At 49.0% G+C, this 14304-nt stretch carries 12 protein-coding genes and 1 riboswitch; of the genes, 4 read left to right on the top strand and 8 right to left on the bottom strand.

The genetic code is table 11. The features are described 5' to 3' along the window. Nucleotides 1-18: 18 nt before the first annotated feature. Both FD744_RS08890 and FD744_RS08885 read left to right on the top strand, forming a co-directional pair. On the top strand, nt 19-1479 hold the full coding sequence (locus FD744_RS08890; RefSeq protein WP_160868017.1) for a mannitol dehydrogenase family protein: 1461 nt from the start codon (nt 19-21) through the stop codon (nt 1477-1479). A gap of 98 nt (nt 1480-1577) precedes the next feature. Further along, nucleotides 1578-2264: a GntR family transcriptional regulator gene (locus tag FD744_RS08885; RefSeq protein ID WP_034824871.1), complete on the top strand. Its 687-nt coding sequence runs from the start codon at nt 1578-1580 to the stop codon at nt 2262-2264. A 213-nt stretch (nt 2265-2477) separates the two neighbouring features. Here the strand turns inward: FD744_RS08885 and fbaB are convergent, their stop codons facing one another. The 3 genes from fbaB to thiM all read right to left on the bottom strand — a co-directional run bounded on the left by fbaB (nt 2478) and on the right by thiM (nt 5320). Continuing rightward, entirely contained in the window at nt 2478-3530 is a 1053-nt protein-coding gene (gene fbaB / locus FD744_RS08880; RefSeq protein ID WP_045832840.1) for a class I fructose-bisphosphate aldolase, read from the bottom strand. 207 nt (nt 3531-3737) lie between these two features. Next, nucleotides 3738-4538, bottom strand: coding sequence for a bifunctional hydroxymethylpyrimidine kinase/phosphomethylpyrimidine kinase (thiD, locus tag FD744_RS08875; protein WP_160868016.1), 801 nt, complete (start codon nt 4536-4538; stop codon nt 3738-3740). Next, complete coding sequence (gene thiM, locus FD744_RS08870; RefSeq protein WP_160868015.1) at nt 4535-5320, bottom strand: hydroxyethylthiazole kinase; 786 nt, start codon at nt 5318-5320, stop codon at nt 4535-4537. The genes thiD and thiM overlap by 4 nt, the downstream gene beginning before the upstream one ends. Before the next feature lie 33 nt (nt 5321-5353). After that, nucleotides 5354-5449: riboswitch (TPP riboswitch) on the bottom strand. Between the two features lie 319 nt (nt 5450-5768). On the opposite strand from thiM, the gene FD744_RS08865 reads away from it, so the two are divergent. Next, nucleotides 5769-5972, top strand: a complete 204-nt coding sequence (locus FD744_RS08865) for a hypothetical protein (RefSeq protein ID WP_160868014.1) — start codon at nt 5769-5771, stop codon at nt 5970-5972. Between the two features lie 17 nt (nt 5973-5989). Here FD744_RS08865 and FD744_RS08860 read toward each other — a convergent pair whose 3' ends face one another. The 4 genes from FD744_RS08860 to FD744_RS08845 all read right to left on the bottom strand — a co-directional run bounded on the left by FD744_RS08860 (nt 5990) and on the right by FD744_RS08845 (nt 10788). Then, a complete protein-coding gene (locus FD744_RS08860) occupies nt 5990-6955 on the bottom strand; it encodes a fimbrial protein (RefSeq protein WP_160868013.1) in 966 nt (321 codons plus the stop codon). A gap of 10 nt (nt 6956-6965) precedes the next feature. Beyond that, nucleotides 6966-9503 carry a fimbria/pilus outer membrane usher protein gene (locus FD744_RS08855; RefSeq protein ID WP_237449377.1) on the bottom strand — a complete coding sequence of 846 codons (2538 nt, stop codon included), beginning with the start codon at nt 9501-9503 and terminating at the stop codon, nt 6966-6968. Between the two features lie 61 nt (nt 9504-9564). Continuing rightward, on the bottom strand, nt 9565-10245 hold the full coding sequence (locus tag FD744_RS08850) for a molecular chaperone (protein ID WP_160868012.1): 681 nt from the start codon (nt 10243-10245) through the stop codon (nt 9565-9567). Nucleotides 10246-10296: 51 nt separating this feature from the next. Further along, nucleotides 10297-10788, bottom strand: coding sequence for a fimbrial protein (locus tag FD744_RS08845; RefSeq protein WP_160868011.1), 492 nt, complete (start codon nt 10786-10788; stop codon nt 10297-10299). 492 nt (nt 10789-11280) lie between these two features. On the opposite strand from FD744_RS08845, the gene FD744_RS08840 reads away from it, so the two are divergent. Further along, nucleotides 11281-11985, top strand: coding sequence for a response regulator transcription factor (locus FD744_RS08840; protein WP_160868010.1), 705 nt, complete (start codon nt 11281-11283; stop codon nt 11983-11985). On the opposite strand, the gene FD744_RS08835 is transcribed toward FD744_RS08840, so the two are convergent. Then, a complete protein-coding gene (locus FD744_RS08835) occupies nt 11951-14260 on the bottom strand; it encodes an ATP-binding protein (protein WP_160868009.1) in 2310 nt (769 codons plus the stop codon). The genes FD744_RS08840 and FD744_RS08835 overlap by 35 nt on opposite strands. Between the last annotated feature and the right edge of the window lie 44 nt (nt 14261-14304).

Raw genomic sequence — 14304 nt, 5'->3', positions numbered from 1 at the left:
TTGCTAAAAGGAAAACGCATGTTAGAGCTTGATCGCCTCCCCGCCGACGTCCAACGTCCCGCTTACGACCGCAGCCAGTTAAAAACCCGCATGGTACATATCGGCTTTGGTGCTTTTCACCGTGCCCATCAGGCGCTCGCGACCGATAAACTGGCAACGAAAGGCAGCGACTGGGGCTACTGCGAAGTGAACCTCAACAGTGGCGCATTGATTCAGGCGCTGCGTCAGCAAGACCTGCTTTATACCCTCACCGAAATGGCCGATAGCAGCCTGCACACCCGCGTGATTGGCGTGGTGACGCAAGCGCTGCATGGCAAAGGCGACGGCATTGATGCGGTGATTGAGGCGATGAGCCAGCCAGATGTGGCGATTGTCTCGATGACGGTGACCGAGAAAGGCTATTGCTACATGCCTTCCAGCGGCAAGCTCAATCCGGATCATCCTGATATCGTGCATGACCTGGAAAACCCCACGCAGCCGCGTTCGCTGCCGGGCCTGATTCTGGCGGCGATTATCCGTCGCCGCGAACGTGGATTAACGCCATTCAGCGTAATGTCCTGCGACAACATGCCAGAGAACGGTCACGTCACGCGCAATGTCGTCACCCAGCTGGCAGAACGCCATAGCCACGAACTGGCAGAGTACATTCAAACGCACATCACCTTCCCCTCCACCATGGTGGATCGCATCGTTCCCGCCATGACCGATGCGGCATTTGATGCGCTGGAAGCGCGCTTAGGCAGCAGCGATCCGGTGGCGGTAGAAGCCGAGCCTTTCTTCCAGTGGGTGATTGAAGATAACTTCGTTAACGGCCGCCCGGCGTGGGAAAATGCCGGTGCTGAGCTGGTGAGTGATGTATTGCCGTTTGAAGAGATGAAGCTGCGCATGCTGAACGGCAGCCACTCGTTCCTCGCCTATCTCGGCTTCCTCGCCGGCTACGAACACATCAGCGATTGCATGGCCGATAACCACTTCCGCACGGCGGCACGCGCGCTGATGTTACAGGATCAGGCCCCGACGCTGCGTACTCAGGGCGTGGATCTCACCGCCTATGCCGACTCGCTGATCGCTCGCTACGAAAACCGCGCCATCAAGCATCGCACTTATCAAATTGCCACCGATGGCACGCAGAAGTTGCCACAGCGTTTGCTGGACAGCGTGCGCTGGCATCTGCGTAACGGTACCTCGTGTGACTATCTGCTGCTGGGTGTGGCGGGCTGGATGCGTTACGTGAGCGGTGTCGATGAGCAAGGTCAGGCGATTGAGATTCGCGATCCAATGAAAGAACAATTGGCGAGCATCGTTGCGCACAGTGATGAGGGTGCACAGCGCGTCGAAGCCTTACTGCGGATACAAGCGGTATTTGGCGATGATTTACGTTATCAGACCGCCTTTGTCTCGCGCGTCACCGAGTTGTATAACCAGCTTAATACCCAAGGTGCACGCGCCACGGTACAAGCCCTTGTGACACAGGCATAAGTGCCTTCACAAATGTGTAGCGCAGATGCAGCGTGCTGATTAGACTGAACCTTTCTCATCGGGCTGGCGTAGGCCAGCCGTAATACGGATATTGCTGCATGTCGATTGCCTATACCATTACCACCAGCGAACCCGTAAATCAGCAGATCTATCGTTATCTGCGCAAAGATATCGTGACCTGCGCCATTCATCCCGGCTCGTTGCTGTCGGAAAAAGAAGTGTCCGCGCGCTTCAATGTGTCGCGCCAGCCAGTCCGCGAAGCTTTTATCAAACTGGCGGAAGCGGGCCTGGTGCAGGTGCTGCCGCAGCGCGGCACTTTCGTGCGTAAAATTTCCGCCCAGCGTGTGGCCGACGGTCGTTTTATCCGTGAAGCGGTGGAGATCGCCGTGGTGCGTCGTGCTGCACAGGAGATCACCCCCGAGGGCTTGATGGCGCTGGAGCACAATCTTCAGTTGCAGCGTCTGGCGGCAGAACGTCACGACAGCCAGGCATTCTTAGCGCTGGACGATGAGTTTCACCGCCTGATTGCCGAAGGAATTAACTGCCTGCTGGCGTGGGAAACAGTGGAGAACATCAAAGCCACCATGGATCGCGTGCGCTTCCTGACATTGAGCGAAGTGTCGCCACCGGAAAGCTTGATTCAGCAGCATGAAAACATTTACCAGGCGTTAAAAGCGCAGGATGTTGAGGCGGCAGAAGCGGCGATGCGTCGTCATCTGCAGGAGATGATTTTAACCATCACGCCGATTGCTGAGCGTAATAGCGAGTGGTTTGAAGCGCCTTAGATTGTCTGCGATTAGATGCCCTCAACCTGGTCCTCTCCCATATAAAGGGGGAGACCCAAGCAAAGTGCGATTGGCGAGCGAGTGAAGCGCGTGTTGCCGCTCAATAGAGAGCTTTGCAGATAAGATTTCGTCCCCATGCTCTCGATCAATCCCCAATCATTACTCCGCTGACCGATTCCCCTCCCGCTTGCGGGAAGGGATTTGGGCAATCAATTACGCAATTGTGACATCTTTCGCCAGATAAACATCCTGCACCGCATTAATCAGCTGTACGCCCTCTTTCAGCGACTTCTTAAACGCCTTACGGCCCAGTATCAGCCCCATACCGCCCGCACGTTTGTTGATCACCGCAGTACGCACCGATTCGGCAATGTCGGTATCTCCGGCTGATGCGCCACCAGAGTTGATCAATCCCGCACGGCCCATATAGCAGTTTGCCAGCTGGTATCGCACCAGATCGATCGGGTTCTCTGTGGTCAGCTTGCTGTAGACACGCTCATCGGTGTGACCGAATTTCACCGCCTTGTAGCCGCCGTTGTTCTCGGCCATTTTCTGCTTGACGATATCTGCGCCAATGGTCGCCGCCAGATGGTTGGCCTGGCCGGTCAAGTCAGCGCTGGCATGGTAATCCACGCCGTCTTTCTTGAAGCCATCATTGCGCAGATAGGCCCACAGCACGGTCACCATGCCCAGCTCATGCGCACGCTCAAAGGCCGCCGAGATCTCTTCAATCTGACGGCGAGATTGCTCAGAACCAAAATAGATGGTCGCGCCCACCGCGATGGCACCCAGGTTGAATGCCTGCTCGACGCTGGCATACAGCGTTTGATCGTATTGGGTGGGATAGCTCAGGGTTTCGTTGTGGTTCAGTTTCACCATAAACGGAATACGGTGTGCATAGCGGCGTGATACTGAAGCCAGCACGCCATAGGTGGATGCCACGCAGTTACAGCCGGCTTCAATCGCCAACTCAACAATGTTCTTCGGATCGAAGTAAGCCGGGTTGGCGGCAAAAGAGGCGCCCGCTGAGTGCTCAACGCCCTGATCGACCGGCAGAATCGACAGATAGCCGGTGCCCGCCAGACGACCGGTGTTATACAGGGTTTGCATATTGCGTAATACGGCAGGAGAACGATTGTTGTCGATCATCACACGATCGACGAAATCCGCGCCCGGTAAATAAAGGCTGTCCGCTGGAATGGTCATGCAGCGATGTTGAAGAAGTGAATCCGCTTCTTTGCCCAATAACTGTACGATGTCCGTCATGTTGGCTCCTGAAATAAATGGCTGGAATGGAACCGGCAATGGCCGATTCGCCCCCAACAGCCTGGACCGAAAAGCGCCAGGCTGGCAAATTGCTGACTCCATTTTTCAGACGGATACGCAGTAAAAAAATTCTGCCACCTTGCTAGGGGCGGCCTTCAGTTTGAATCCTGCAACGCAATGGCACGCCCTAATGGCCGTTCTGCTGCCCTACCACCACTGATGGAAGTGATGAACCGGACCAATGCCCTTGCCGACTTCCAGCGAGTCGGCGTGCAGCAAGGCCTGCTGCAGCCAGGCTTTGGCTTCGGTGACTGTGTCCGCCCAGTTATCGTGACGTGGACGCAGCGCCGCTAAAGCAGCGGACAGTGAACAGCCGGTGCCGTGGGTATGGCGCGTATTGACGCGCGGTGCGGTAAAGCGCTGACGTCCTGCGCGGGTGATCAGCCAGTCCGGGCTCTCAGCATCGCTAAGATGACCGCCCTTCATCAATACCGCTTCACAACCGAGATCCAGCAGCGCATCGCCCTGCATCAGCATGGTTTTCTCATCCTGCGCCATATCACGGCCCAGTAACGCAGCCGCTTCCGGCAAATTGGGCGTGATCAACGACACCTGCGGCAGCAGCAGTTCACGCACGCTGGCGACCGCATCCGGCGACAGCAGCGGATCGCCACTCTTGGCAATCATCACCGTATCCAGCACCACAAACGGCAGGCTGGCGCGTTTCAGCCGCTCGGCCACCACTTCGACAATCGCGGTTTCCGACAGCATGCCGATTTTGGCGGCATTGATACGCACATCGTCCAGCACCGAATCCAGTTGCGCGCCCACGAAATTGGGTTCAATGCGATACACCGACTGCACGCCGCAGGTGTTCTGCGCCACCAGCGCGGTGATCACACTGGTGCCATACGCACCCAGCGCGGAGAAGGCTTTGAGATCGGCCTGAATGCCCGCGCCACCGCTCGGGTCAGTGCCTGCAATGGTCAACGCGTTGATGCGTTTCATATGGCAACCTCCAGCGTCCAGAGGTTATCGAGGAAAGCCGCGACAAAGCTGCCAGGTCCCTGAACAGCACGCGCCGCCTGCTCACCCGCCAGCGACATCACGCGACATGCCGCCGCCACATGCTGCAAGCGGTCGCCCGGCAAACTGCTGAACGCCGCGACCACGGCGGAAAGCGCACAGCCGGTGCCGACCACGCGCGTCATCAGCGGGCTGCCGCCGGGAATGGCCAGCGTGCGTTTGCCATCAGTGACGTAATCGACTTCACCGGTGACCGCCACCAGCGTGTGGTAATCCTGTGCCAACTGTTGCGCCGCGCTCAGTGCGGCATCGGCCTGATGCACGCTGTCCACGCCGCGCCCGCCCGCAGCCTGGTTAGCCAGTACGAGGATTTCCGAGGCGTTACCACGAATCGCGGCGGGATGCAGGCTCAGCAACTGCTGGCAGAATTCGGTACGGAATGAGAGTGCGCCCACGGCCACCGGATCGAGCGTCCATGGCGTGCCGACTTTAGAGGCTGACTGCACCGCCGCCAGCATCGCATCGCGACGGTCGCGGGTTAAGGTCCCGACGTTGATCAGCAGCGCATCGGCAAAACTCACGAACTGCGCGGCTTCCTCGGCATCGATCACCATCGCGGGAGAGGCTTGCAAAGCCAGCAGCACATTGGCGGTAAAGGTTTGCACCACATCATTGGTCATGCAGTGCACCAGCGGTGCCTGCTGACGCAGCAGCTGCAGGGATTGCGCGAGTTGCGCGGAGGTAAGAAGGTCAGGCTGTGTCATAAAACTCCCAACCGGCGATCAAGAAGGCGAATGCGGTCAGGCATCTGACTTCCCTACGCTGGCATTATCCAGATCAGGTCAGCGGGTGTATCTCAGCCCTGTTTAACAGGGGCACCCCGAGTCATGGCATGGTGAACATGCCGCACACAGGATAAGGCGAGCGTGAAGGATTGTAAATCGTGAGGCAGCGCGATCAAGGAAAAATGCGCTGTATCAAGCTGAAGAGATTTTCGAATTTATCCACAATGGATAGAATGTGGATGCAGATCAATTGACGTTAAAATATAAATTCAATAAATAAATAAATTTATTAATCTTTTCATACCAAAAAATGTTAATTAAGGTATCTGTAACTCTTGTTTGATTAACATCAAACTATTCAACGGCAAAAAAAGGCCTAATTCCCCTCCGGACATAAACGCCATCTCACCCATTTCCGGACGCGAGAATGAAATTAGATTTTTTCAGTTGGATCCCGCACGCTCATAAATGGCACAACATCGTGGTCAGTCGCAAGGGTGCGGTCGCGCCCACAGGGCGCATCCACTACTCAACCCATATTCAGGCACAGTGCAAACGCTGTGGTGAGCGCATTCACAAAGTCTATTATCGTGATATCAGTAATAATGAAGCGCGCCGCTGGCTGGGTTAAAAACTGATTAAATATAATTAATTATATGTTATCGTGAATGTTCCCGTCGCAGAAAAATTACCGGATTTGACTACATACTCCATTTGATAATAACGCGCCATAAACGGTATAGATCCACTGCCTCTGCGAACATAAAATACATCATTAAGTTTTATAGGCTTGTCATTATGTATAATTTGAATACCTACACCTGAGGCATCAGTTACCGGATTACTCGAGGTAGGAGCCAAAACTCCCTCACTGACTAGTGAACCTGCAGCACCGGAGAATTGCATGTACACATTCATTGAACTAAAGTCACATGCCACTGCAATATTGAAAGGTTGCGGATTCAGTGAGTGCCCCTTATATTTAAAGGCCCCAGAATTGAACTTTCTCATATTAACCGTTAAATTTTTCGTGTTTAGTATACACGTTGGACGCTGAACATGTATGTATCCAGACATCGTTATTGTTGCAAATGGAGTTGCTGAACCCTCCATACGCAATTGAAAAACATTACCAGATAATTCAGCAAAACCATACGGCTCCCCCCCTTTTCTAACGAAGTTGGCTTCAACATAAAAATCAGAAGATACTTCAGGTGTTAATGATGCACTCGCAAATGTCACCGGGGTATTTTTAATAACAACACCGATTGCCGCGGTGCCAATATATCCATATACCCCAACCCCTCCATTGTCCGTAGAAATAACGCCTTGCGGAGTTGCTGAATGGCCAGGCACTATTTCAATAATGACACGCTCTGGCGTAATACAATCAGCTATCTTCGTACTACCAATATGATTAAAATAAGAATTAAATGAAGCAATCTTATCCGAATAATTGATATAATTTCCTGATGCATGTATATTTATTTTCGCTCCATCCCAAGATGGATGCACTGTACAGTTAGCGGCCTGGCTCAATGATGAATATCCAGCCACACATATCAAAAATAATTTAAAACACCAATGCCGCATAAATTTTGTCAGAAAAATCATTTTATTAATCTCATTTGCAAATCGCGTTAAAGGACTGCAGAACATCATCTAATTTATTTTCCGGTAAGGTATATACAGTTTCACATTGGTGTTTATTGTCATATCCCCATTTAACAAAGATAGTCCCCTTAGCTGGCATGCCGCTAAAATAAACCTGACCATCAGGACCGACAATACCGTTATGATCTACTTCACCTTTGTTTTTTTTCAGTGAAGCCATAGCACCAAAAGGTACTGGTTTTCCATTCCAGCTGAGATTCATTACCACACGACTGCCGATACGCGTGGTAAATTCTGCAAGCCCTAACGCGCCGCGCGTGGGTATAACAAGACGCGAATGCTGATCAACATCAACATTATGCGGCATAGAAGCCGTATCCAGAGCGATGTTGTTTTTACGGTATGCGCTGGCATAAGGTACAACGGCATAACCCCAGCTATCGGTGGCTATTTCAGATTGGTTGTAAACATTAATCCCCTGCGCCCCCTTGGCCTTAATGAGCACTGCCGTATCGCCAATCGGACGTGCCAGCGTCATGCCATAAGGATGAATAACCACGGCACCTTCCGCACCATAATTCAATTGATGCTGCATACGGCTATAATTGTAGCCTACATTTAAATTACCTTTGCTACCACGATAACTGCTGTTTAAGGTGCCACTTTCTCCAGTAGCGCGATTAGCAAAGCTTTGCTGAGCACTATAAAGCAAGTTGTTATTTTCAAGAGCGCTACCACTTATCCCGACCTGCTGACTATTGCTGCCATCTTTTCTGGCTGACGTATTTATGGTTGCCCAACTATTAGGCAGCCACTTACTCAAAGGTATCTGAATACTTAATGCGATTTGTTGATCGTGGCCTCGCCCTGACTGGCCCTGGCTGTAAGCATAATTTAGGTTGTAACCAATCCCATTGATATTGGTACCAAACCCGGCACTAATACTGCGGTCATGGCCTCGGTCTCCCCAATACTCTTGCTGATAAGCATTAACATAAACACTACCTAAACTGCCTATCGTTTGACTGACACTAATATTAGCCCGACTGCGTCTGTTGTTATTTCGGTTTACTTTTCCTGCATCATCGAGAACAAATTCATTGATTTCACGGAGATCGTAAAATCCGCTTGTTGAATAGCGATAGCCGGCTAAAGTAAAATTTGTTCCGGTGCTAAGAATGCTTTTTGAATACTGAAATCGATATGATTGTCCTTGAGAACGTTGTCCACTTGGCAATCTTGAACGAGCATATGTTCCATCAAATGATACAGAGCCCCAATCACCCAAACTATGCCCGATTCCAATTAGTAATGATTGATAATTACTTGATTGCTGAGTTCCACTATAAACGGTTGAGCTGAAAGGCAAACCGTAGATGAGCGTTGATTCAACGACTTCAGGTGTTTCTCCCCCCTCAGTGGTAGAACGATATTTACCGGCTGTCACGGCATATTTTATCTGCCCTTCGCGCACCATAATCGGCACCGCCGCAAACGGATAGACCGACTCATACTCAGTTCCATCCGCTTCAGTAATCGTCAACTGCAAATCACCGCTGCTGGATGTGGGGTAGAGGTCAGATATTTCAAAAGCTCCAGGCGGAACGTAGGCCTGATAAACAATATGACCGTTCTGACGAACCGTGACCTGCGCATTAGATTTTGCGATACCGCGAATGACAGGTGCATAGCCTCGCTGGCTATCAGCTAGCATTGTGTCATCCGAAGCCAGTTTTAGGCCTCGCAGCTGTACACTGTCAAAAATTTGCCCAGGAGTCCAGACATCCCCCAAAGACATCTGGCTTCTTAAGCTGTGAATATCTCGCTCAAGCTGAGTACCTAAAGTGTTCCATTTTTTACTACTTTGTTCGGTCCAGGTTGAGTAATTGCGCAGACGCCAGGCGTGCCAGTTTATACCGCTACGGAGATTAACAAATGCCGTGCGCGAATTATTTCCACCTGTTTTTGAATAGGTGTCTGCGCCGCTCATGCTGTAGTTGAGCATAAATGCAGTTATGCCCTGATCCCAGAGTAAAGGATCAACCGTATCACGAGCTTTGCTTTCCAGACCTGCTTGCGGAATACTGATATCTAATCTTTGTTGGTTAAAATCGAAAACGCTGAAAGCCCCCGGTAAAAACTCCTGCAGTTTCGAGATTTTTTCATCTGGAGATTTTTGACTTAATACTGGATAAGCGCTCACTCTCACACCAAGCAACGCAAGATCTTTTACAGTAAATTCTGGCTCAAGCTTATTATCCACTATTAAGAAATTAACATCGCGCGTTTCAATCAGGATATTATTAAGATAAATATCGACTCGATAGACCCCCGGAACCTGCTGCCCCTGCCCAATAAATCGACTAATATCAACAGATGAAACACCATCTTGCAACTCAAGGGCATCCAGTTCAAAATACTCCTCAGCAAATGAGTACGTTGAATTAAACAATGCAGTGATTAAAAATGCAATTTTTCTGAAACGAAACGTATGGACGTTAAGGTCATGAGCGGAAGTGGTTTTATTATATTCGTGAAAAAACATCATGACCATTTCTCTCTTAAATAGATCGTGCAGGCTTCAGCACTCTTACAAAGAAACGCTGATGTTATAAATTAATTTTTCTGTTAGGCATTACCCCACCAAAATCATTGATGGAATTCCATTCAACCTGAGCAGGTACACCCTGCGGTATTTTCCAGCGTTGTGTTTCTCCCGGTTCAAGCATCATCGCTTCTTTTATCTCTTGCCCTCCCACACTGACTCTCTGCATCGAAATATAATAAGGCGTGGGGTTATTGGCTTGTAACTCATTACCTACACGCGAAAACTTTATTTCTTTATAAGCATCGGCGGCATTACCCGCTAAATTTGTCGGGCGATAGATAAGCTTGATACGCGTTTTTATTGAAATATTTATACGGTTTTCATCTGTTTTTACTGTTGAAGGGATTGCTTTAACACTTAGCCAATACAGAGACTCTTTATCCTGAGGCAGCGTATTTGATGTATGGACAATACGAAGCATATTCTCTTGTCCACCAGCCAATCGAAACAGCGGTGGTGTCACCATGAAAGGAACTTTATCACCTTTTTGACCGTGTTTATCCTCAACCCATGATTGGACTAAAAATACGGCTTTATCATCATTATTGTATACTCGGGTTGACACCTCTTTTTTTGTCGCATCAAAAATAACACGCGTCCCGCCGAGTACCACGCTAGCATGGGTTTGCTGAATAAAACCAAACAATATAGCGAGTAAACACACCGGTTTTACCCAGTTCATAATACTTTCCTCAATAAATAAAAAGTGGGAGGCTACACCCTCCCGTCGTAATTACAGGTACGATATGTGGTAAGTTACATTTGATTCGAAATTACCCGCCTCGGCTTCACCTGTCGCCACCATTTTGGCAATGTATTTAGCCGAGCCTGTTGTTGAAAGGGTGATATCTTTAGCCGAAACTGAATAAGGCACAGGCGTCACGCCATCGGCTTCATAAATCCCTAGAGCAACATTAGCTGCAGGTGTAGTAGCCGTGTTTTTATGCAATCCAGTATCGGCTGTATCGCGAACACCATCAAATGCAACACGTGCTTTTGTCAGAGCGCCACATGCGGCGAAATCAAAAGTAATTTCCTGTGGGTTAGCTGTATTACCTGCAGCGCCCAATACAGCGGTTTTGACAGCACCCATGTTAACGGCAGTGTGACTCGCCGTTACAGTGCAAGTGGTATCCTGGAGTTTACCCGTAAAAACAATTTTACCTGTATCAGCCTGAGTTGTTGCAGTAGCCAGCAGAGATAAAACAAGCAGAGTCTTTTTCATCATTTATTCCTTATTGGGATTCGTGACGTCATTTGACGTTGAACGTTAAAAAATGCATTTGAAGTGTATCTATCAGCCGGTGGTTTAATATTTAAACCACTTCCGTATCGAATGTGTAGATAATAAAATAATGACCAGATCCGTTATACAAGAGCACTCTCAATATCTGAGTGGGTAATTTAAAATTCACCTCATATAATCAAAATAAAATTAACAACAAGAGCACTCCCAAAAAACTTATAAAATAAAATCCAAATGCTCGCGCATGGGAGATTCACTGATTTCAGTTGAAGCTATCTGGAAAGTTATTCGGTGGGTTATGGAAGCAACAGGAAAGGCCTGTCATTAAAAATAACGACAATGCCATATCATCACGTTACATTCCTGTAACATGAATAAATCACCCAAGATTGCGCGGTGTTTGGAATCTACCCTCTAATGCGAAATGCAGTACACTTATCTCTTAAACATTGATTAGCAGGACGATTTTTGATGAATATTTCTTCTCGTAAACATGTCTTTATCGCGCTGCTGGACGACCATGCGCTGGTGCTGCGTGGGCTAAATGACGTTTTGAGTGATAACCCTGATTTCAATATCGTTGGCACCTTTACCAGCAGCAATGAGCTGCTCAACTGCCTTAAAAACACCCATATTGATGTGGTTATTGTCGATTATGAACTGGCGCCATCGGATTTGGATGGTCTTAACCTTATAAAAACACTGATGCGTCACCATCCAACCTTATCCATTTTGGTGGTTTCAGCGCATTACAATCCGGCCACGGTGGCGTTGGCCCTGCGTGGTGGTGCCAAAGGGTTCATTGGTAAGAATCGTCCCTTTGAAGAGATTCAAAACGCAGCGTTGGAGGTCAGTCGTGGTCGTACGTTCATTGAGCCACAGATGGCACAAGAGTTGGCGCAGCAGCAACAGCGTGGCGAAGTGCTACTGACCGGCAATTATAATGAGGAGAATGTCCAACATGCCCTTAGCCTTGCGGCACTCTCCCCGAAAGAACAAGAAGTGATTCGCTGTTTTCTGACTGGCATGACGGTTACGGAGATAGCGGAAAAATTTAACCGCAGTCTAAAAACCATCAGCGGTCAGAAACAGAGCGCAATGAGGAAACTGGGATTAAAGGCTGACCATGAGCTGTTTATTGTTAAGGATGAATTGCTGAAGTCACTGCAGATTTAAGGCTTTCAAACCAACCTCTACTCAACTCGCGCGTCAGTTCACTTTCAGAACGAAGTTCACTCTCAATATGAGTGGCTAGTCGAGCCAGAGTTGATCGTTGGTACATCTGCGCCGCTCCACGTAAACGATGCGCATAATAGCGCAACAGCTGCCGATTTTGTGATTCACTGGCTGTGTAAAAACCTGCCAGGTCTTCCTCTAAACAGCGCTGTAATTCGGTATAGTTTGTGACCAGTTGAATTGTTGGTGCTTTGATTACGACAGGCGAGGCCAGGTGACACCAGCGGCGCAAGCTTTTCGCCAGTGTTGGTAGCACAATCGGTTTACTGAGCACTTCATCAATCTGGCTCTCCTCACATTGTTGATAATGCGTATCATCACTCATGGCAGAAATTGCAATGATCGGTATTTTCTCAACATCGCGTGCTTTCTCCAGGATACGGATTTGTCGCGCCACCTCGTACCCGCTGATATCCGGTAAGTTGATGTCAAGCAGAATGGCATCGTAATAATTTTCCTCCTCCACCAGCCAAAGAGCCTGCTGGCCATTAATGGCGACTTCAACCTGGCAACCCAGGGTTTCCAGCTGCGCACGAACCATACGCTGCGCAGCTGGGTGATCCTCTACTAATAAAATCGACGTATCACTGGTAAAACGCGGTAGGTCGGGTTCAAGCACTTGCTTGACCGCATCGCATTTTTTCATCTCCAATTGCAGTGTAAAAATGCTGCCCTCCCCCAGTCGGCTATGGCAACGTAATGTTCCACGCATTAATGTCACCAGTTGATAGCTGATCCACAATCCCAGGCCACTACCGCTATAGCGACGATCGGCAGCATGATCAACCTGTGACCATGCTGCAAAAAGGTTGTGCTGTTGATCTTTCGCAATACCAATTCCTGTATCTGACACTTCCAATGTCATCAGGCAACTATTGTTACCCTTAATCTCCCCATCGAGTGTTAATGAGACCACACCTGTTTCTGTGAATTTAATCGCGTTGGAAAGTAGGTTGTTCGTAATTTGGCGAAGTCGATTGGCATCACCCAACATCCATATACCCCGTATACGATCATCAATAGAGACTAAGAGCCTGAGCCCCTTCTGTTCGGCCATTGGCCGATAACTTTCGCAAACGGTGCTAATAAGGGTATCGGGTGCCAACGGCGCCTGAACAATGTTTACACGTCGTGAACTGAGTTGACTGTGTTCAAGAATATCATTGAGTAACGCCAGGAGACTTGAAGCTGACGAATTTGCTAGTGCAAGATACTGTTCACGCTGCTCACTGTTCACCGGGCGCTTTAACAGTTCGAGCGCTGCTATCATCGCATTCATCGGCGTGCGGATTTCGTGGCTCATCATCGCTAAAAATTGCGTTTTACGTGCTTCACTCGCTGTAGCTTTACGACGCAAATACACGGCACGTGGCAATAAAAATGCCAGTAAAAGCAACAAAAGAGCGAAAATACCGATTTCTAATTGGTATAAAGAGAGAATCACGCCGATGGAGGGATATCCCAATTTCATATCACTGGCCCAGCGGTCATAGATTTTATTGGCTTCTTCGGCAGGAATAGCCGCTAACGCTTTATTTACGATATTGAGTAGCTGTGGCTCAGCATCGGTGATCGCCATACTGAGACCTGCCATCATCTCTGGAATCTGTCCGGCAATGGTTAATTTGTCTGAAAAATAGCGATACAACAGCGGCCGCATGACGAGATCGGGCCCTAATCCGACATCGGCGGCATCGTTATATACCGCTTCAAATACCTCTCGAGTGTGTGGCATTGGAACCAGTGTGATATCGGGAAACTTCTCTTGCAACCAGTGTTCAAAGTATGTGCCACTTCTTACTGCCACTCGCTTCCCTTTAAGTTGTTCAAGGGACTGAATGATGCCACTGCTATTATGAGCGACAATTAATGCCGTGGTGGAGAGCCAGCGATGGCTGAAAGACCAGCCGGTTGATTGTATCGAAGTCAATAACTCTGGAGCTAGTGCGGTAATGAGCTGTGCCCGTGGCCCATCACGATGGCTAAGAATAAATTTTAATCCACTGATTTCACTAATCTTATCGAGATACTCGCGGCTTAAACCAATATGTTTTTCTGACTCTTTATAATCAAGTGGCCAACTCGCAATAAAACTATAAGGCACTTCCGGATGGTCTTTAATCCAGCGCTGTTCATCAGGCGTTAGCATCAACGTTTGTGCCAATGCCGTTGGCAGTACTAACATGATGAGTAGAGTGGTCACTAAAATATGCATTAATTCATAACCCAAATTAAAAAAAATATAACTGGTCGATACAG

This window comes from Pantoea sp. Taur (assembly GCF_009830025.1).
GTDB lineage: Bacteria > Pseudomonadota > Gammaproteobacteria > Enterobacterales > Enterobacteriaceae > Pantoea > Pantoea communis.
Note: the sequence above shows the minus strand (reverse complement) of the source record. Positions and strands in the feature narration are given on the sequence as shown.